Source organism: Fibrobacter sp. UWB1, assembly GCF_002210325.1.
GTDB lineage: Bacteria > Fibrobacterota > Fibrobacteria > Fibrobacterales > Fibrobacteraceae > Fibrobacter.
The window spans coordinates 245,462-262,204 of record NZ_MWQL01000002.1; the positions used below are offsets into that span (position 1 = coordinate 245,462).

General features: G+C 52.7%; 18 protein-coding genes and 1 tRNA gene. 1 reads left to right on the top strand and 18 read right to left on the bottom strand.

The features are described from left to right. Nucleotides 1–66: 66 nt before the first annotated feature. The 10 genes from fusA to purU form a co-directional block, all read right to left on the bottom strand. Nucleotides 67–2,196 carry an elongation factor G gene (gene fusA, locus B7988_RS02500; protein WP_088656711.1) on the bottom strand — a complete coding sequence of 710 codons (2,130 nt, stop codon included), beginning with the start codon at nucleotides 2,194–2,196 and terminating at the stop codon, nucleotides 67–69. A 108-nt stretch (nucleotides 2,197–2,304) separates the two neighbouring features. Continuing rightward, nucleotides 2,305–2,955: an EcsC family protein gene (locus B7988_RS02505; protein WP_073320965.1), complete on the bottom strand. Its 651-nt coding sequence runs from the start codon at nucleotides 2,953–2,955 to the stop codon at nucleotides 2,305–2,307. 121 nt (nucleotides 2,956–3,076) lie between these two features. Further along, entirely contained in the window at nucleotides 3,077–3,412 is a 336-nt protein-coding gene (locus tag B7988_RS02510) for a hypothetical protein (protein ID WP_088656712.1), read from the bottom strand. An 89-nt stretch (nucleotides 3,413–3,501) separates the two neighbouring features. After that, nucleotides 3,502–4,263, bottom strand: coding sequence for a type I methionyl aminopeptidase (map, locus tag B7988_RS02515; protein ID WP_072976675.1), 762 nt, complete (start codon nucleotides 4,261–4,263; stop codon nucleotides 3,502–3,504). A 12-nt stretch (nucleotides 4,264–4,275) separates the two neighbouring features. Further along, nucleotides 4,276–5,670, bottom strand: a complete 1,395-nt coding sequence (locus tag B7988_RS02520; protein ID WP_088656713.1) for a DEAD/DEAH box helicase — start codon at nucleotides 5,668–5,670, stop codon at nucleotides 4,276–4,278. 21 nt (nucleotides 5,671–5,691) lie between these two features. After that, nucleotides 5,692–6,978 (bottom strand): hypothetical protein, encoded by a 1,287-nt coding sequence (locus tag B7988_RS02525; RefSeq protein WP_073320974.1) that lies wholly within the window; start codon nucleotides 6,976–6,978, stop codon nucleotides 5,692–5,694. Then, nucleotides 6,975–7,664: a hypothetical protein gene (locus B7988_RS02530; protein ID WP_088656714.1), complete on the bottom strand. Its 690-nt coding sequence runs from the start codon at nucleotides 7,662–7,664 to the stop codon at nucleotides 6,975–6,977. The genes B7988_RS02525 and B7988_RS02530 overlap by 4 nt, the downstream gene beginning before the upstream one ends. Before the next feature lie 13 nt (nucleotides 7,665–7,677). Next, complete coding sequence (gene pyrE, locus B7988_RS02535; protein WP_088656715.1) at nucleotides 7,678–8,349, bottom strand: orotate phosphoribosyltransferase; 672 nt, start codon at nucleotides 8,347–8,349, stop codon at nucleotides 7,678–7,680. 155 nt (nucleotides 8,350–8,504) lie between these two features. After that, the gene (locus tag B7988_RS02540) at nucleotides 8,505–9,005 is read right to left on the bottom strand and encodes a hypothetical protein (RefSeq protein WP_088656716.1); all 501 of its coding nucleotides are present in this window, start codon (nucleotides 9,003–9,005) and stop codon (nucleotides 8,505–8,507) included. An 18-nt stretch (nucleotides 9,006–9,023) separates the two neighbouring features. After that, nucleotides 9,024–9,869: a formyltetrahydrofolate deformylase gene (gene purU / locus B7988_RS02545; protein ID WP_073320986.1), complete on the bottom strand. Its 846-nt coding sequence runs from the start codon at nucleotides 9,867–9,869 to the stop codon at nucleotides 9,024–9,026. Between the two features lie 100 nt (nucleotides 9,870–9,969). Between purU and B7988_RS02550 the strand changes: the two genes are divergently transcribed. Continuing rightward, nucleotides 9,970–11,085, top strand: a complete 1,116-nt coding sequence (locus tag B7988_RS02550) for a fibrobacter succinogenes major paralogous domain-containing protein (protein WP_249268808.1) — start codon at nucleotides 9,970–9,972, stop codon at nucleotides 11,083–11,085. A 92-nt stretch (nucleotides 11,086–11,177) separates the two neighbouring features. On the opposite strand, the gene argS is transcribed toward B7988_RS02550, so the two are convergent. The 8 genes from argS to B7988_RS02590 all read right to left on the bottom strand — a co-directional run bounded on the left by argS (nucleotide 11,178) and on the right by B7988_RS02590 (nucleotide 16,670). Continuing rightward, complete coding sequence (gene argS, locus B7988_RS02555) at nucleotides 11,178–12,905, bottom strand: arginine--tRNA ligase (RefSeq protein ID WP_088656718.1); 1,728 nt, start codon at nucleotides 12,903–12,905, stop codon at nucleotides 11,178–11,180. Then, nucleotides 12,892–13,308, bottom strand: a complete 417-nt coding sequence (gene rsfS, locus B7988_RS02560; protein ID WP_073320995.1) for a ribosome silencing factor — start codon at nucleotides 13,306–13,308, stop codon at nucleotides 12,892–12,894. Before rsfS ends, argS begins: the two co-directional genes overlap by 14 nt. Further along, nucleotides 13,305–13,679, bottom strand: coding sequence for a LytR C-terminal domain-containing protein (locus B7988_RS02565; RefSeq protein WP_249268809.1), 375 nt, complete (start codon nucleotides 13,677–13,679; stop codon nucleotides 13,305–13,307). Before B7988_RS02565 ends, rsfS begins: the two co-directional genes overlap by 4 nt. 123 nt (nucleotides 13,680–13,802) lie before the next feature. Further along, a complete protein-coding gene (locus B7988_RS02570) occupies nucleotides 13,803–14,438 on the bottom strand; it encodes a hypothetical protein (protein ID WP_249268810.1) in 636 nt (211 codons plus the stop codon). 20 nt (nucleotides 14,439–14,458) lie between these two features. After that, entirely contained in the window at nucleotides 14,459–14,806 is a 348-nt protein-coding gene (gene panD, locus B7988_RS02575) for an aspartate 1-decarboxylase (protein WP_073321213.1), read from the bottom strand. 7 nt (nucleotides 14,807–14,813) lie between these two features. After that, nucleotides 14,814–15,575: a hypothetical protein gene (locus B7988_RS02580; RefSeq protein ID WP_073321001.1), complete on the bottom strand. Its 762-nt coding sequence runs from the start codon at nucleotides 15,573–15,575 to the stop codon at nucleotides 14,814–14,816. A 23-nt stretch (nucleotides 15,576–15,598) separates the two neighbouring features. Further along, nucleotides 15,599–15,682 (bottom strand) — tRNA-Leu (locus B7988_RS02585). 79 nt (nucleotides 15,683–15,761) lie between these two features. Then, on the bottom strand, nucleotides 15,762–16,670 hold the full coding sequence (locus B7988_RS02590) for an SPOR domain-containing protein (RefSeq protein ID WP_088656719.1): 909 nt from the start codon (nucleotides 16,668–16,670) through the stop codon (nucleotides 15,762–15,764). Between the last annotated feature and the right edge of the window lie 73 nt (nucleotides 16,671–16,743).

Here is a 16,743-nt window from a genome sequence, read left to right on the forward strand (position 1 = left end):
GGGGGCGGTTGCGAGAGAAACGGCTGTTGAGTAAATAACTACTTAAATCTAGCCGTTTCGGTCATCTTAGGCGCGAGCCTTGGCCTTGTCGCCGTACTTCTTGATGAGTTCGTCCTGGATGTTCTTCGGAACCGGCAGGTACTTGCAGAATTCCATGGTGAATTCTGCCTTACCCTGGGTCATAGAACGCAGGTCAGTAGCGTAGCCGAACATTTCGGACAGCGGGACTTCGGCGGTGATGGTGGTCATGCCGAGTTCTTCGTTCGTACCAGTGATGGTACCACGACGCTGAGAAACGTTACCAACAACAGAACCCTGGAATTCGGTCGGAGTCTGGATTTCGACCTTCATGATCGGTTCGAGAATCTGAGCGCCAGCCTTTTCGAAAGCTTCGCGGAAGGCCATACGGGCAGCAACCTGGAACGCCATATCAGAGGAGTCGACCGGGTGGTATGCACCATCCTGGACTTCCATTTCGATACCCACGACCGGGAAGCCGATCAAGGAACCTGCTTCCATGCAGCTCTGGAAACCCTTGTCGCAAGACGGGATGTATTCCTTCGGAATACGGCCACCCACGACGGAGTTCACGAAGTTGTAGACCTTTTCCTGGTCGCCTTCGACAGCCATTGGACGCATTTCGCCGACAACCTTAGCGTACTGACCAGAACCACCGGTCTGCTTCTTGTGAGTGTAGTCGAACTTGGCCGGACGGGTAATGGTTTCGCGGTAAGCCACCTGCGGAGCACCGGTCGTCACGTCGCACTTGTATTCGCGGCGCATACGTTCGATGTAAACGTCGAGGTGAAGTTCGCCCATGCCCTTGATGATGGTCTGGCCGGATTCCTTGTCGACTTCCACCTGGAACGTCGGGTCTTCCTTGGTGAAGCGGTTCAGAGCCTTGGACATGTTGTCCAGGTCGTCGCGGTTCTTGGCTTCGATCACGAGTTCGATCACCGGATTCGGCACGTGCATAGAAGTCATGTTGTAGTGGTTCTTGCCATCGGTAAAGGTCGTACCGGAGGCGCAGTCAATACCGAACAGGGCAACGATGTCGCCTGCACCGGCTTCGGTGATGTCCACCATTTCGTCGGCGTGCATACGCACGAGACGGCCCACGGACACCTTCTTGCCGGTGGCCATGTTGGTAATCATGTCGCCCTTCTTGAGGGTACCCTGGTAAACGCGGATGTAGGTGAGCTGGCCGTAGCGGTCGTTCACGAGCTTGAATGCGTAGCAGACGAGCGGTGCGTTGTCTTCGGACTTCAGCACGACTTCGGCTTCGTTGTTGTCGAGGTCGAGAGCCTTGTTTTCGACGTCGGTCGGGCACGGGAGGTAGTCGATAACGCCGTCGAGGAGCTTCTGGACACCGACGTTCTTGTGAGCAGAACCCATGAACACCGGAGTGATGTCGAGACGGATGGTTGCTTCGCGGATGGTCTTCTTGATGAGGGCCTTATCGATCTGGTCCACACCATACTGGCCTTCCATAGCCTTTTCCATGATTTCGTCGCTGTAGTCTGCGCAGCAGTCGATCAGCTTTTCACGGTATTCGTTAGCCTGGTCAACGAGTTCGGCCGGGATATCCTTTTCGATCATGTCGTCGCCGTTAGCGCCTTCGAAGTAGTAGGCCTTCATTTCGACGAGGTCGACCACGCCCTTCAGTTGGTCTTCGAGACCGATAGGAATCTGCATGACGCAGGGCTTGTGGTTGAGCTTTTCCTTGAGCATGACAGCTACGCGGAGCGGGTTTGCACCGGAGCGGTCGCACTTGTTCACGAACACGACGCGCGGCACATGGTAGCGCTTCATCTGGCGGTCAACGGTAATAGACTGGGACTGGACGCCTTCCACACCGGTGAGCACGAGGATAGCACCGTCCAACACGCGGAGGGAACGTTCCACTTCGATCGTGAAGTCCACGTGCCCCGGGGTATCGATGATGTTGATGGAGTCCTGTTCACCGCTCTTGGTGTGGGTCCAGTTTGCAAACGTGGCTGCAGACTGAATCGTGATGCCGCGTTCGCGTTCAAGTTCCATGGAGTCCATCGTGGCACCGACGCCGTCTTTACCACGAACTTCGTGGATAGCGTGGATACGCTTTGTGAAGTAGAGGATACGTTCGGTAAGGGTGGTCTTACCGGAGTCGATGTGGGCAGAAATACCAATATTTCTGTGCTTTTCAATGTTTTTCATATTTTATTCCACAAATGGAGTTGATGTTTGTTTGAGTTGCGCCCAAAGATAGAAAAAAAAAGCCCCCTTTCAAGGGCTTGATTATGGGAATAGGCTTGAGATTGGCTTTTAAACCTGATTTTCGGCATTTTCGATGATTACGTCCGCTTCTTCGGCAAGAGGATCCTCCGGATTGTCTGCCAGGGCCTTGAAATAGCTCGCGGCCGTTTTTCCGACTTCGGTGGTGTCATAGAAGGAGTAGGCCCCGTTTCCGAGGGCGCCAATAGCCGGAATGGCTCTTAGGGCGGCCCTGCCCAGGAACTTGGTAGAGACCTTGAGCCCGATTTTCTTGAGGAGTGTTTCTAGGACTGCAAAAGAGACCTTTTGAACAACAATGCGGCTGCCGGTGCGAACCGCTATGTCGCGGACCAGTTGGGCGGCACTGTGGCGGAATAGGCACCAAACCATGGCTTCGCGGCTCAGTTGGGCGAATTTACCGTAAGTCGCTGCGATATCGGACACCAGTTGTGCCTGAATACGCCAGATGGCGGCAATGTCGGGGATGGAAGTCAAAACGCCCGTAACACCGGCGGGCACTGAAAGCGTTGCACTCACCAGGGAGGCCTTGACTGCGGCTTGGCGAATCAGTTTCTTGATTTTCTCGTCGGAATTTTCCGTAGGGGTGTGCAGGGATTCCGGAATGTCCGTAATCAGTTCAAAAAGCAAGGAACTCAGTTTTTCCTTGAATTTTTCCATTTTTTCGTCAGTGCATTCGCTCATAAGAAACTCCTTATGAGACTAATATACATTATTATGAGGTATGAGGTCGCTCGCAAGTTCGCTATGAGCTATGAGGTCGGCACTTTGTGCCTTTGAGGTGTCTAGCCTCACGATTCATAGCCTAGAATATAATCTTTGCGAGGCCGCCGGCAAGTCCGGGCAGGTTATAGCGCAGAGTCTTGCCTTCGAGCCAGTACGAAAGCGCCTGGTCAATCCACTCGCGTTCGCAGGTGATTTTGCGGACCACAATATCGGTGCCTGTGTCGGTATCGTCGAAAAAGTAGTAGCCGCGGAACTTGATCGGGAAAATTTCGCCATGCAAAAGAACGCTCACGTCGGCGGTGCCGTTGTCCGAATCAATAGAAATGGATTGGACATCGCCGAAGCGCTTGACCAGTTCGTGATTCTTGACGAAGGCTTCAACCGCCTTGTTGCGTAAGTTACCTAGCAGCGACATAATCAATTATGAGTTCGGATTTCAGAATTCAGAGTTAATATTAAGTTGAAATTTAACTCCGAAATTCGAATTCCGAAGTCCGAATTATATTAGCGAGGGAGCGTTAAAATTTCAATTCCGTTCTTCGTGCGGGCCACGGTGTGTTCCCATTGGGCGCTCAAGGAGCCGTCGCGGGTCACGGCGGTCCAGCCGTCGCTGAGAGTCTTGGTGCCCGGGCGACCCACGTTGATCATGGGTTCCACGGTAAACACGTTGCCGACTTCGATGAACTGCTTGAGCACGTTGTTGCGGAAGTGGTACAGGGTCGGTTCTTCGTGGAAACCGCGACCGATACCGTGACCGCAGTAGTCTTCGACCACGCTGAATCCGTGTTCGTCGGCGATGTCCTGGATGGCGTTACCGATGTCGTAGTAGCGTGCACCCTGTTCGCCAGCGGCGCGGATACCTTCTTCCATGCAGAACTTGGCAGTGTCCACGAGTTCCTGGGCGAGGTTGCTCACGCGGCCAACGCAGAACATGGCGGATGTATCGCCGTGGTAGCCCGAAAGAATCGTGGTGATGTCGATGTTCACGATATCGCCGTCTTTCAGGATGGTGTTTGCACTCGGGATGCCGTGGCACACGACCTCGTTGATACTGATGCAGGCGTAGCGCGGGTAACCGTGGTAGCCCATGCAAGCGGAAATACCCTTGTGCTTGCGGGTATAGTCACCGATGAATTCGTCAATTTCGAGTGTGGAGACGCCGGGTTTGCACATTTCGCCCGCGCGGATCAGCGTTTCGGCAGCGAGAGCGCCTGCGTCGCGGATCAGTTCGATTTCTTTTGCGGATTTAATCTTAATCTTAGCCATTATTATGTTGTCCTATTTCTTCCACGCGTAGCGATCAACAAGGTAGGCGAGCAGCATCTGGTCTTCTTCGGTGCCGTTAGCGAGTTCCTTCACCAGCGGAATCACGCGGCTGATACGTTCGCGAGCCTTCTGGCCACCGAAGTGGTTCTTTTCCTGTTCGAGTTTCGCGCGCACGCGTTCGCTTACTTTCTTCGCGATTTCTTCGTTTGTCGGAACTTCCATCTTGATGAAGTTGATGCCGAAGTCGGCGGCGGTCTGCTTCATGTCGATTTCTTCGACCGGCGTAATCAGCGAAATGCAAAGTCCGCTGCGGCCCGCACGGGCGGTACGTCCGCTACGGTGCACATAAACTTCGTGGTCGTCGGGGTGGTCGTACACAATCACGTGCGTCACGTGGTCCACGTCAATACCGCGGGCCGCCACATCGGTGCAAATCAAAATGCGGAGCTTCTTGTCGCGGAAGGCGTTCAAGGTCTTTTCGCGCATGTTCTGGGCGACATCGCCACTCAGGGCACCTACGTTGAATCCGTAGCCCGAAAGCACCTGTTCCAGGTAGCTCACGTCGCTCTTCTTGTTGCAGAAAATCATGCAGCTTTCAGGATTGTAGTATTCCAGCACCTTGATGGTCATGGAATCCTTGTCCATCACGTCGCAGGGGTACCAGCGATGTTCCAGGTTGTTCGCGATGACCTTGTCGTAGCTGAGCGAAAGGAACTCTGCGCTCGGACGCTGGAATTCGCGGGCGAGGCTCTTCACCGTCTGCGGAATGGTGGCGCTGAACATGGTACAGGCAATCTGCTTGGGCAGGTAGCGGCGAATCTTCTGCATGTCGGGGTAGAATCCCATCGAGAGCATTTCGTCGGCTTCGTCCAGAATCAAGTCGCGGATGTCGAGGAAGTCTACATTGCCGCGCTGCACGTGGTCCATCAAACGGCCCGGTGTTGCTACAATGATATGCACGCCGTTCTTGAGAGCCTTCAGCTGCGGTTCGTAACTCACGCCCCCGAAAATCGCAACGGAACGGATGCCCGTGCCGGCAGAGAGCTTTTCAATTTCGTCTTGAACTTGCAAGCAGAGTTCGCGAGTCGGCACCAAGATCAGAGCCTGCGGGAAAATATGGTCGCGTACAATCACCTGCAAAAGCGGGAGCACGTAGGCGCCGGTCTTTCCCGAACCGGTCTTGGACTGCACCAGCATATCGCGGGCTGCCAGCATGTAAGGAATCGTCTTGCGCTGCACCGGCATCAAGTCGGTCCAGCCGTGCTGTGCGAGAACGGCCTTCTGTTCTTCGGGCAGCATGTCAAAAGTGTAGTCGGGGAGTTTGTGTTCGGGCTCGATAATCTTAACGGGAGTCAGGAACGGATTTACTTTTTCTTCTTTCTTTTCTTCTTTTACTTCTTCACTCATAGTGAGCGCAAATGTAGAAAATTACTTAAACGGTGTCCAATGGTACTCCAAGCCGACGCTTACAAACCAGTCAACAGTGGTGGCGCCGATGGTGGTGGGCTCGGCGGCAGCATCGGGCGAAGGCTCCACGTAAACGTCCTTGCCGCGGCTCGAAATGCCTGTACGCACGCTTAAACCGTAGTGTTGCAAGAATACGCATTGTGTGCCGAAGCCAAAGAGAGCGCCCTTGTAGGGGTCTTCTGTCCTGAAGCGGGTCTGGTATTCCCTGGAGGGCTTTTTCTTGGAATCCTTGACGTCAATATCTTCGGAATAGAAACTGTATTGGAATCCGAGGAAGGCGAACAGGTGCAAGTCCAGCCATTTGAAGGGATCGTACGTTCTTGCAAACATCACGTTCAGGCCGATTTCATGTTGGGTGAAATTCCAGTGGTCCAGTTCCTCGTAGACTTCGTCGCGTTCGTCGATTTTGACGTCGTGGTTTGAATAGCGGTAAAAGATTTCGCCACCGATAAAGCCAAACCAGATTCCGCCGGCATACAAAGTGAACAGCGGGGTGGAATCGTCCATGAAATTCCAGAGGCTTACGGAGTCGCGGGTGGCGCGGTAGTTAGAAACGCGGCTCCTGATTTTGCGCTTGTACCAGTTGTAGGGCGTGAGCGGAATATGGGCCTGCGCGTAGCCGGCCGAAATGCCCGCCCATGAACGGAACGTCGGAGTTTCCTTGTAAAGGTCGTCAGGTTCCGTTTCCATTTTGAGGCGTTCTTCTTTTGTTAGGCGGCGCTTGGTGTTGCGACCGAAGAAGGCGCTTGCGATGTCGTCGCCCAATGCAATCTTGTCGTTTTTCTTCTGGACGGTGCCGGCGCTTCGCGGTTCAAGCGTCGTTTCGTCAAAAATGGCGATTTGTAGCTTGTCGCCCTTGTCGGCGATGAACAAGACGATTTTGTCTTCGAGGGCTTGGAGCTTTGCCATCATGGCGGGGTGGCGGGCTTTTAAAAGGTGTGCATTCAGTCCTGGCTCGATATTGTTCGAAAGCCAGGTGGCGTAACGCATGGCGACCGTATCGCGTTCCCATTCGCCGAAAAGTCTGCATTTGGGTTCGCCAATGCCAGAGTTGTTGCGGCGTAACGACAGGCAGAATTCCTTGGGGTCAATTGCCGGTTCTTTATCGGGAGTCCAAATCAAAATCTCGGCGTTCTGCCAAAGAGTCCAGTGGGAATCGAAGAATACGTCCTTGGCGTGTGCTGTTCCGGCCAAAAATGCCTGCGTCAAAATGGCGGCGACAAATGCGACTAGGGAGAGGTGTTTCATTTGCCTGCCCCCGTGTACATGTTCTTGCGGATCTGCTGGACGGTCAAGCGCATCAGCTGTTCAAGGTCATTCAGAGTCAGCTTGATAACCGGGTGCTGGATCTCGTCGACGGCGCTAAACAATGGACGCTGTTTTATATTGTCCCACAATGTATACGAAACGATTGCGCTGATATTCTTGACATCGCGCTTGTCTTCGAGCTCGTTATGAATTAGGGCGTAATCGAAGAAGTTTTCACGCTTCAGGTCGGTGCCGATAATGACTTCGTGAATCAAGAGAATCTGTGGGGGAATGGTTCCGTCGGGTGCTTTGACTGTTACCCCTTGCTCCGGAAGTTTGCCCTTCATAAAGATTCTGTCGTCCAGTTTCTGGCTTTCTTCGGGGAAGTTTGCCAAAAGCGAATCCGGCAACACGTTAAGTTTGCTGTATCCGCCGCGGAATTCATGTTCCATGGCTTTGGCGCAGAATTCGGTCGCCTTGATTTGCGTGCTGTCGCCAAAGTCCAGGCGGTTTGCAAACCACTTGGTTCGGGTGATGACGAACGCCTTCTGAAGCCCCGTTATCGTAAGCTCTCCATAGGGGGCTTGCTTGTAGGCGGGGTGCTTTGCGGACCATTGGTAAGAATCGGCGCAACCCGTGAAGAGTAGCGCCGCCATCACAAACAATGTTCCCCAAAGGCGTGCCATCAATCCCTGTAAGTTACTGTGCGCCCCACTTTTCGCGGTAGGCGTACACCTTGTCGAGAATTCCTTCGGGAGCGTTGATTTTCTTGCGGTTTTCTTCGCTTTCGAGGAATGCGATGATGTCGTTGATGTTCACGATGGAATGGGCTTCGATGCCGTATTCATCTTGCACGGTCTGGAGTGCGGACTTTCCGTTTTCAAGCTTTTCCTTGCGGTCCACCGAAATCAGGAGGCCGATGACGTTTGCGTTTTCGATCTTCGAAAGTGCCTGCATCGTTTCGTTCACGCTGGTGCCAGCCGTAATCACGTCTTCAATGATCACGACGTTCGTCTTTTCGGCGTACTTGTAACCGACGAGCATGCCGCCTTCACCGTGGTCCTTTGCTTCCTTGCGGTTGTAGGTAAAGGTAAGGTCAGAGCTGTACACGTCAGAAAGTTTCATGGCGGTGGCGGCGCACAGGGGAATACCCTTGTAGGCCGGTCCGTAAAGGTTCTGTGCCTTGCCGTCAAAGTACTTCATGAATGCGGCAGCGTAGAATTCGGCGAGCTTGGAAAGGGTGCGACCGGTACGGAATTCTCCGGTATTGATGAAATACGGCGTGTTGCGGCCGCTCTTGGTCACGAAATCGCCGAACTTGAGAGCGCCGGCTTCAACGAGAAAATGTACAAAGGAATCAGTGTTGTTCATAGTAAACAGTGGTTAGTAAATAGTGGTTGGTGGTTAGTAGTTCCAAGTTACGCCCTACGGGCTAGTTATTAGGTTTCCGAATATCAAGAAGCTTCTTGAATCCTGCAACACTAGTAACTCGGAACTTCGAACTCAGAACTGCCGCGTAGCGGCCTTTATGCGGCTCCGCACAGAAGGCTTACGATCTTTGCGAACACGTTCGTTTCTTCTGTAAGGATTTCAATGACTACCAAGAGGATTGAAATGAGTACGCAAAGTCCGATGTAGAAATAGAACGACTTCTTGAAGCCCTTGATCTTCATCTTGAAAATTGCCCATGCAATTACGCTGAAGATGGCACTGAACGTCCATGCGGCGACGGCGCCGAGCGAAATGCCCGGAATCAAGCTGATGGCGAAAGTGATTGCGATACCCGGCATAAAATAGAAGCAAATGCACAGGACGCTCAAGAGGGCGAATCCGACGTAATGCGAAAAGCCGCGTTCGCGCTGGACAATCACCTGGGGCTGGGTCGGCGTTGCAACGGCTTCTTCTACAGCGCCTTCCTGCGGAACGGTTTCGGCTTCAGGTGCCGGAGCAGTTTCTGTCTCGACAACCGGAGCGACTTCAGCGGGGGCTTCGGCTGTGGTTTCTTTTTCATTCAGTTCTTCAGACATGTTGTCTCCTGTAAAATTCTAGAGGATAAAGGTGCGGCCTGCATAAACGAATACGCGGTGTTCCAGCCACAGTTTGAGGGCTGCCGAAAGCGTGCGCTTTTCGATATCCTTACCCAGTTCCACGAGTTCGTCAATACTTGCCGTTTCGGGCACTCGCTGAATGTCTTGGCAAATGATCGGCCCCTGGTCCAGGTCTTCGGTGGCAAAGTGGGCGGTTGCACCGATAATCTTCACGCCCTTGTGCCAAGCTTGGTGGTACGGCTTTGCTCCCTTGAAGGCCGGCAAGAAGCCATGGTGAATGTTGATAATGCGGTACTTGAATTCTTCAGTGAATGCTTCGCTCAAAATCTGCATATAACGGGCGAGAACCACCGTATCAGTATTGGTTTCGGCGATAATTTCGCGGAAACGGTTTTCGGGAATGCTCTTGTCCGGGTTCGACGGCACATAGTAGAATGGTACACCGAAGGTGCCGCCCACGGGGCCGAGGTCGGGGTGATTGCCTACAATGCAACTGAACTCGCAGGGGAGGTCTCCATCGCGTCTCTTGAGCAAAAGGTCGTAAAGGCAGTGGTCCGTCTTCGAGACGAAGATGGCTACGCGCTCAATTTTGGTGGTGTCGAACAACTTCCAGTTTAGGTGGAGGTGACCTTCCAGGGTCTCCAGATGCTTGCGGACTTCTTCGATATTTTCGGAATCCGCTTCAAAAACGGCACGTAAAAAGAAAGTTTCGATATCTTTTGCCGTATGTTGCTGTAAATCGACAATGTTGGCGCCCGCTTTGGCGAGAACCTGGGTGGTTCCGGCAATAAGTCCCTTTTGGTCAGGGCAATGAATCTGCAAAATGTAACGTGTAATAGCCATAGCCCAAAATTATAAAATCGCAGGGATTAAGTCTTTGTCCTCCTCCCGAAAAACTAAAATATTCTAACTTTAAAACGAAAACTTTATACGAGAAGGAAAAATGAGTCGTAAAATCTCTTTCAAGTCTATGATTGCTGTTGTACTCGGTATGGCTGTTGTCCAGGCTGTTGCTGTTCCGCAGAAGTCCTGGGATGCTATTTACAATGCCGAAGGCGAAGGTGATTATTCTGCAGCTAAGATCGAAGGTAAAATCCGTTTCGGTAAGTACACGCACTATAAGGAAGTCCAGCCGGTTTCTTTCAAGGTTGCCGACAGCCTGTTTGCGTTCTCTGTCGCCGGTAACATGACCGTTCCTGCCGACAAGATCGAAAAAGAAGGCTTCTACAACAAGTGTAACGAAACCATGGAAGCCTGGATTTCGTTCTTTAATAAGCCGCGCGATTTCGGTGGCGAACAGCTTGTCATCAATATTGCTGGCGTGGACCTCGCCTGTGGCGACGAACTCTTTGCCGTGGGTGATCTGAGAATCAAGTTCACGAACCCCAAGGCTCAAGAAGCATGGGCGACAAACTTGGAAGCCCGCGAAAAGTACAAACGTGAAAAGGTCGTGGAATACCGCCGTGCCGAACAGGAACACCGCGCTTCTCTCCGTGACGTGTCGGGTATGGTCAAGGACCCGCGCGACGGTCAAGTGTACCGCACCATCAAGGTGGAAGGCCGTGAATGGTTCGCCCAGAACGTGAACTACAATGTTGAAGGTCACTCCTGGTGCTACGAAGACAAGGAAAACTACTGCGCCCGCGGTGGTCGTCTGTATGACCTGGAAGGCGCCCGCAAGGCATGCCCCGAAGGCTGGCACCTGCCGCGAGACCGCGAATGGATGGATCTGCTTGTTGGCCTGACTCATTGCTACGACGGCGTGGACAAGTGCGAAAAGTTTGCCAACAAGATGAAGGCTACCACTGGTTGGCAAGGCGGTGGCGGCACCGACGAATACGGCTTCTCTATCTTCTCTTCGGGCTACCGCAAGATGGTGGGCAAGTCTATCGTCCGCTACGAAGATATGGGTGAATACGCCGGCTTCTGGTCTGCACAGAACGGTCGTAACGAAACCATCTGGATTTGGGCAATGGGCCGCATGAGCGACCAGATGGTCCGCCAGCTCGTGCCGAGCAAGACCAACGCCTATTCCGTCCGCTGCATCAACGGAAATTGATTGATGATTGATAATGTATAATTGATAATTATCAATTGTCAATCATCAATTCTCAATTGAAAAAAACACAAGCCCGTAGGGCTTGCGTTTTTTTACATCTGGCGAATCGGGAAGAGTCCGAGCAGGTCGAGCACGTTCTCGAGCACAATCTGTGTGGCTTGCACCAAGAACAGACGGGACTTTTCTTCGGCACTCCCGAGCACGCGGTCTTCGTGAATGAACTTGTGCGCAGCTTCTGCGATTTCGAGGGCGTACTGGGCGAGCACGCTCGGTTCGTCACCGGCGACGGCATCCAGAATCTTCTTGCCCTTTTTCGACAGAATGTTGATGAGGCTGTAGGCCGCATCGTCGCTGAGTTCAGCGAAGTTCACGTCCTTGATTGCGGAGGCGAGGTCCGCGCGTTCAATGCCGGCCTTGCGCATAATGCTGCAGAGGCGCACGTGGGCGTTCTGCACATACGGACCGGTATCGCCTTCGAAGCTCATCACGGCGTCCCAGTCAAAGCGTACGTCCTTCAGGCGGCTGTTCTTGAGGTCGTTGAAGGTGAGTGCAGAAATACCGATCTGGCGGGCGATGAGTTCCTTGTTTTCAAGATTCGGATTCTTCTCGTCGATGAATTCGAGAATCTTCTTCTGGGCGGCTTCGATTACGTCGCGCAACAGGCTTGCAGTCCCCGTGCGGGTCTTGCCCTTTTCCCACTTGCCGTCTACCAGCTGCAGAATCACGCCGAACGGAATGTGGTACATGTCCTTGTACCATTCACGGCCCATCTTCTTAAGCACGTGGAACACCTGCTTGAAGTGGAGCGCCTGTCCGAGGTCCACCACGTAGAGGCACTTGTCGAAGTTGTATTCCTTCTTGCGGTAGCAAGCGGCGGCGAGGTCGCGGGTGGCGTACAGCGTAGAACCGTCGCTCTTGCGGATCAGGCAAGGGTTCAGGTCGAATTCGTCGAGCATCACCACGTCCAAATCCTGGCTCTTGACCATCAGGTTCTTTTCACGGAGCTCGTCGAGAATGGCCGGAATCTTGTCTTCGAAGAAGGATTCGCCGGTGTAGTGGTCAAAGCTCACGCCCATCATGTCGTAGATGCGCATGAGTTCCTTCAGCGTCGCGGCGCGGAAGGCGGTCCAGAGCTTGCGGTAGAATTCGTCGCCCTGTTCCAGCTTGGTGAATGCGGCGCGAGCTTCGTCTTCGAGACCAGGCTCTTCCTTGCTGGCCTTGGAGAAGGCTGCATAAAGGATGTTCAGTTCCTTCACGGTGAGGCTATCGAGCGTGGCGTCGTCGGTGGGGCGGTTTTCGCGCAGGTACATCACGATAAGCTTGCCGAATGCGGTACCCCAGTCACCCAGGTGGTTAATGCGTTCTACCTTGTAGCCCGCTGCCTTGTAGATGCGGGAAAGCGAGTTTCCGATCATCGTGGAGCGCAGGTGGTGGAAGGCGAGTTCCTTGCCGATGTTCGGGGAACTGAAGTCGATGCAAACAACCTTGCCGTTCGGGGCTGCATGACCGTATTCCAAACCCTTGGCGGCGATTTCTTCGAGAGTCGACTTCGCGAGGAATCCGCGGTCAATGAAGAAGTTCAGGTAGCCGTTCACGGCTTCGACCTTCGAAAGGCCTGCGGGGAGCTTCACCTGTGCGGCGAGGTCTTCGGCAATCATCTTCGGGGCCTTGCGCATCACCTTCGCGAGCGAGAAACACGGAATGGTGAAATTGCCGTGGCTGGTGTCAGGCGGCACGGAGATAAGCTTGAGGGCGGCTTCCTTCTCGAAGGATCCTGTGGCGGCGAGCGCTTCTGCGATTTCTTGCTCAAACGAGTTCATCTTCACTGCTCTTCTTCTTGGAGGTCTTCTTCACAAAGTCATTTTCGTCGAGGGTTTCAACGGTGCCGTCGGCGTACAGGCGGTCGAGCGAAATCTCGTTGCGTTTTTCTTCTTCGAACAGGTGAACCATCAGGTCGAGACCTGCGTCGAACACGGCCCAACGCACGCCTTCCTTGTATTCCACGCCAACAGACGGGAGCTTGTTGGCCTTGAATTCCTTGCGGAGTTCGTTCAAAATGGCCTGCATCTGGGCTTCACTTTCGCAAGTGGCGACGAGGAAAAAGTCGGTCACGTCCTTGATGCCGCGAAGGTCTATCAACTGGACGTCCTGGGCGCGCAATTCAAAAAGAATGCTGGCGCCGATATTTACGGACTCTGGCAGGTCTTTGATTTTTGTTGTCATTTTTCTTCTCCCTGTTCGGGTTCTATGATTTGATTAAAGTCTTTTCCGATGTACACGGCGGCATCGACAACGGCGCGGCTGCTATGGACTATCAGCACATTGTCGGTCTTGAGCGCTTGGGCAAGCGCTTTCGCGCCTTCCCATTCGGGATTTCTAAGCACAAGAATGGTTTCGTCGTAATTCTGCAGGCGATCGTTTCTAGAACTCACAATGTCAAAGCCGTTGTTGCGCAAGTAGGAGCGCATCTTGGCTGCCGCTCCTTGCATGCCACAACTGTTCAACACTTCGACATCACCTTTGTAGGTACGCTTGACCTTTACTACCTGAGGTTTCTTTTCTTCTTCGCAACCTGTAAAAAGCAATGCAGCCATCAAGGCTGTTGCGGCGAAAGAAAAGCGAAATGTTTTGGTGTACATCAAGGACATTTTCTAGTTGAAATTTAGAAAAAATGTTCCTTGATTGTCTTGCTTGTTCAAGTCAGGCGAGGCTTTCTACTATCTACAATAATACGGATTGCGCCAAGGGCATTCGCCATACAGGTAGCGGTGCGGGCCGTAAGCCTTGAAGGCATCGCGTTCGTTCACGAACATCAGCCTGAAACTCATGTTGTCATTAGGCTTGTATTCCAGTGCAATGTCGGGGAGCACAACATCTACATTACCCTGTCGTACATCTTCTTTTGCAATGGGTGTTCCGAAACGGAAGCTGGAATATAGCGGCATCCAGAGTCCTACATTTGCGTATAAATGAAGCTCCGGTGTGAATTCGTAGGCGAGGTGTGCCATGTAGCTCTGCTGGGCGAAGCTTCCGAAGGTGCCGCCCATAAAACTCACGGAATAGGTGTAGGCGACTTTTAAAGCCGGGTCAAAGGTTTCGTGGCGCACAAGGCGCTCGGGGTCAAAATGCTCGCGGTTCCAGGGAATACCGTCGTCTGGAACCACGTAGATGGTGTCGACAATTGTGTCTTTGGGGGCGTTTTTTGCAAGGGTAGAGTCTTTTTGGGTATTAGAAACAATAGCTGAGTCTGCCTTTATGGGGTTTTCAGCAAAAGCAAATGCTACGAATACTATTGTCAGCAGCAAAAATCGCATGCTAGGAATATAGATAATTCCACATTCCTCATTCGTCATTACACACTACACCGAAGGTGTTAAACGATTTCGTTCTTGGCGTTCACGTGGATAACTGTGGGTTTCCACGTTTTCGCTTCTTCTTCGCTCATGGTTGCATAGGCAACAATAATCACGAGGTCGCCGGGCTGGACAAGTCGTGCGGCTGCGCCATTCAGGCAAATCACGCCGGAACCGGCAGGTCCTTCAATGACGTAAGTATCCAGGCGATTGCCGTTATTCACGTCAAGAACGCCTACTTTTTCGAAGGGAAGAATATTGGCTGCGTCCATCAAGTCGCGAGCAATTGTAATCGATCCCTCGTAATTGAGGTTTGCGTCGGTTACAGTTGCGCGATGAATTTTGCTTTTGAGTAATTCTAGCTGCATGATGCGCTTAGAACTTGACATTGAAGAATCCCGCCACACCCTTTTCCGGGGTCGGGAGAATGCCGTAGCTGAAGCGGTTTGCGTCCGGGTTGCTGTCCCACTGGGTGCTGAAGAATGCATCAGCAAAGGACCAAATGTGTGCGCCAGCTACAAAAATCAAACCATACCACCAAGCGGTGTTGCCGTCGACTGCAAGGTAAACTGTTGCACCGACGCTTACGCCCCAAAGAGCGTCAATCCAGATGGCCTTCATCGATTCTTGCTTGTGCCACTGATAAAGCGACGGAACAAGGAGAGAAAGGTAGGCATAGCCCTGGTCGCCAGAACGGTTGCGGTAAGAACGGTCGATGTCGGCGTCTTCGAGACCGCCAGAACGCTGAGCGAGCCATTCTTCTTCAGAGACGCCGAGTTTTTCCCACGGTTTCTGCAGATATTCGGAGGGACGGACACCCATTTCAACAAGGTGTGTCAACTTGGCTCTTGTGATGCCTTCCTGCTTGGCCTGCTGGAATTCCCACTGGGTCAGACCCATTTCTTCGTAGTTGAATCCCTGCCATTCGTCGGCCGTTGCAGTTGCTTCGCCAACGCTTGCGCTGGAGGTTTCTTCGGCTTCTTCGTTGCTGTTTTCGTCTGCAAAGCCGTCGTCTGTTGTTTCCTCGGAGGCCCCGTAAGAATAGGAATCTTCGGAAGATTCGTCGTCGTCAAACTGTGCGAACGCAATGGAGCCGCACAAAAGCACCGTTGTGAGAATCTTGCACCAATTCGCCATCAGTTTCTTCCTTCAAAAAATAATGCCGGGGGAGGGAATCGAACCCTCACACTCTCGCGAGTACCGGATTTTGAGTCCGGCGCGTCTACCAATTTCACCACCCCGGCTCGGGGTTTGCTCAAATATAGAACAATTTATGTTTTTTTTGCAGGGGAAAGCTCGAAAAAAGCGTTTTTTTGTGCAAATTTACCTTTTCAAAAGGGGCTGATATTCGATTTTTAGGGGCGCAAGCTTGTTTGCCGCGAAGTCGATGGCCTGGTCCTTGGTATCAAATTTGCCCGTTTGCACCAAATAAAGCGTTTTTTCGCCTCTCGGCTGTTCAATAATTGTGCAAGAAATCTTTTGCTTTTTCAGATTCGAAACAAGCAAGTCCGCATTAGATTTTGTTCCAAATGCACCCAATTGTAAAGTCCAGTATTCAATCGGTGCGGTAGCGGCAGGTGCTGCGGGAGCTGCGACAGGGGCGGCTGTTTTAGGTTGTTCGACTGCAGGTGCCGGTTCGGCAACAACGGGCTTAGGTTCCGGCGCGGCAACCTTTGCAGGTTCGGTGGCCGCGGTGGCTTTTGCCTGCGATGCAGTTAGTATGGCCTTCAAGGAATCTGGATTGTTCAGCAGGTTGCAGCGGTCGTTCAAGTCTTCCGATTTCACCTTTGCCTTAACGGCCTTGCAAACCTTTTGCAGTACAATAGCTTGGTGCGGGTGAGATGTTTCAATTGCCTGGATCAAGTCTTCGGCGGCCTTGTCGTATTTGCCAAGGTAGAGCCTGAACTGGGCGCTCGTCATCATGAGGTCGGCGTAGATGGCGCGTTGCGGATTGGTCGTCTGGATGAGGCTGTCGAGGCGCTTGCCTGCAATCTTGAACGACTGGGCGCTTCCCGTTTGCGAAAGGGCGAGAACGTTCCACAGGTAGCATTCGGCGCGCAGGGAATCCGGTTCCTTGGGGCATGCGGCTTCGTATGCGGCGGCAGCTTCTTTCCAGTTGCCGGCAACGTATGCCTTCTGTGCATCTGCCATCGTCTGCGCAAATGCACTTGCTGCAAAAACAGAAAGCAATGCAAACGCAATCCCGCGAACATTCCAAAACTTCATCTTCATTACCTTAAACCTTTCATTCCACATTCCACATCTCACACCCCACATCTTACACCTCACACCTCAAAGCGCCGAA

Bases quoted from the DNA above. Each gene is read 5' to 3' on its own strand.
- fusA (WP_088656711.1), bottom strand. From the start codon at position 2,196: ATGAAAAACATTGAAAAGCACAGAAATATTGGTATTTCTGCCCACATC.
- B7988_RS02505 (WP_073320965.1), bottom strand. From the start codon at position 2,955: ATGAGCGAATGCACTGACGAAAAAATGGAAAAATTCAAGGAAAAACTG.
- B7988_RS02510 (WP_088656712.1), bottom strand. From the start codon at position 3,412: ATGTCGCTGCTAGGTAACTTACGCAACAAGGCGGTTGAAGCCTTCGTC.
- map (WP_072976675.1), bottom strand. From the start codon at position 4,263: ATGGCTAAGATTAAGATTAAATCCGCAAAAGAAATCGAACTGATCCGC.
- B7988_RS02520 (WP_088656713.1), bottom strand. From the start codon at position 5,670: ATGAGTGAAGAAGTAAAAGAAGAAAAGAAAGAAGAAAAAGTAAATCCG.
- B7988_RS02525 (WP_073320974.1), bottom strand. From the start codon at position 6,978: ATGAAACACCTCTCCCTAGTCGCATTTGTCGCCGCCATTTTGACGCAG.
- B7988_RS02530 (WP_088656714.1), bottom strand. From the start codon at position 7,664: ATGGCACGCCTTTGGGGAACATTGTTTGTGATGGCGGCGCTACTCTTC.
- pyrE (WP_088656715.1), bottom strand. From the start codon at position 8,349: ATGAACAACACTGATTCCTTTGTACATTTTCTCGTTGAAGCCGGCGCT.
- B7988_RS02540 (WP_088656716.1), bottom strand. From the start codon at position 9,005: ATGTCTGAAGAACTGAATGAAAAAGAAACCACAGCCGAAGCCCCCGCT.
- purU (WP_073320986.1), bottom strand. From the start codon at position 9,869: ATGGCTATTACACGTTACATTTTGCAGATTCATTGCCCTGACCAAAAG.
- B7988_RS02550 (WP_249268808.1), top strand. From the start codon at position 9,970: ATGAGTCGTAAAATCTCTTTCAAGTCTATGATTGCTGTTGTACTCGGT.
- argS (WP_088656718.1), bottom strand. From the start codon at position 12,905: ATGAACTCGTTTGAGCAAGAAATCGCAGAAGCGCTCGCCGCCACAGGA.
- rsfS (WP_073320995.1), bottom strand. From the start codon at position 13,308: ATGACAACAAAAATCAAAGACCTGCCAGAGTCCGTAAATATCGGCGCC.
- B7988_RS02565 (WP_249268809.1), bottom strand. From the start codon at position 13,679: ATGGCTGCATTGCTTTTTACAGGTTGCGAAGAAGAAAAGAAACCTCAG.
- B7988_RS02570 (WP_249268810.1), bottom strand. From the start codon at position 14,438: ATGACGAATGAGGAATGTGGAATTATCTATATTCCTAGCATGCGATTT.
- panD (WP_073321213.1), bottom strand. From the start codon at position 14,806: ATGCAGCTAGAATTACTCAAAAGCAAAATTCATCGCGCAACTGTAACC.
- B7988_RS02580 (WP_073321001.1), bottom strand. From the start codon at position 15,575: ATGGCGAATTGGTGCAAGATTCTCACAACGGTGCTTTTGTGCGGCTCC.
- B7988_RS02590 (WP_088656719.1), bottom strand. From the start codon at position 16,670: ATGAAGATGAAGTTTTGGAATGTTCGCGGGATTGCGTTTGCATTGCTT.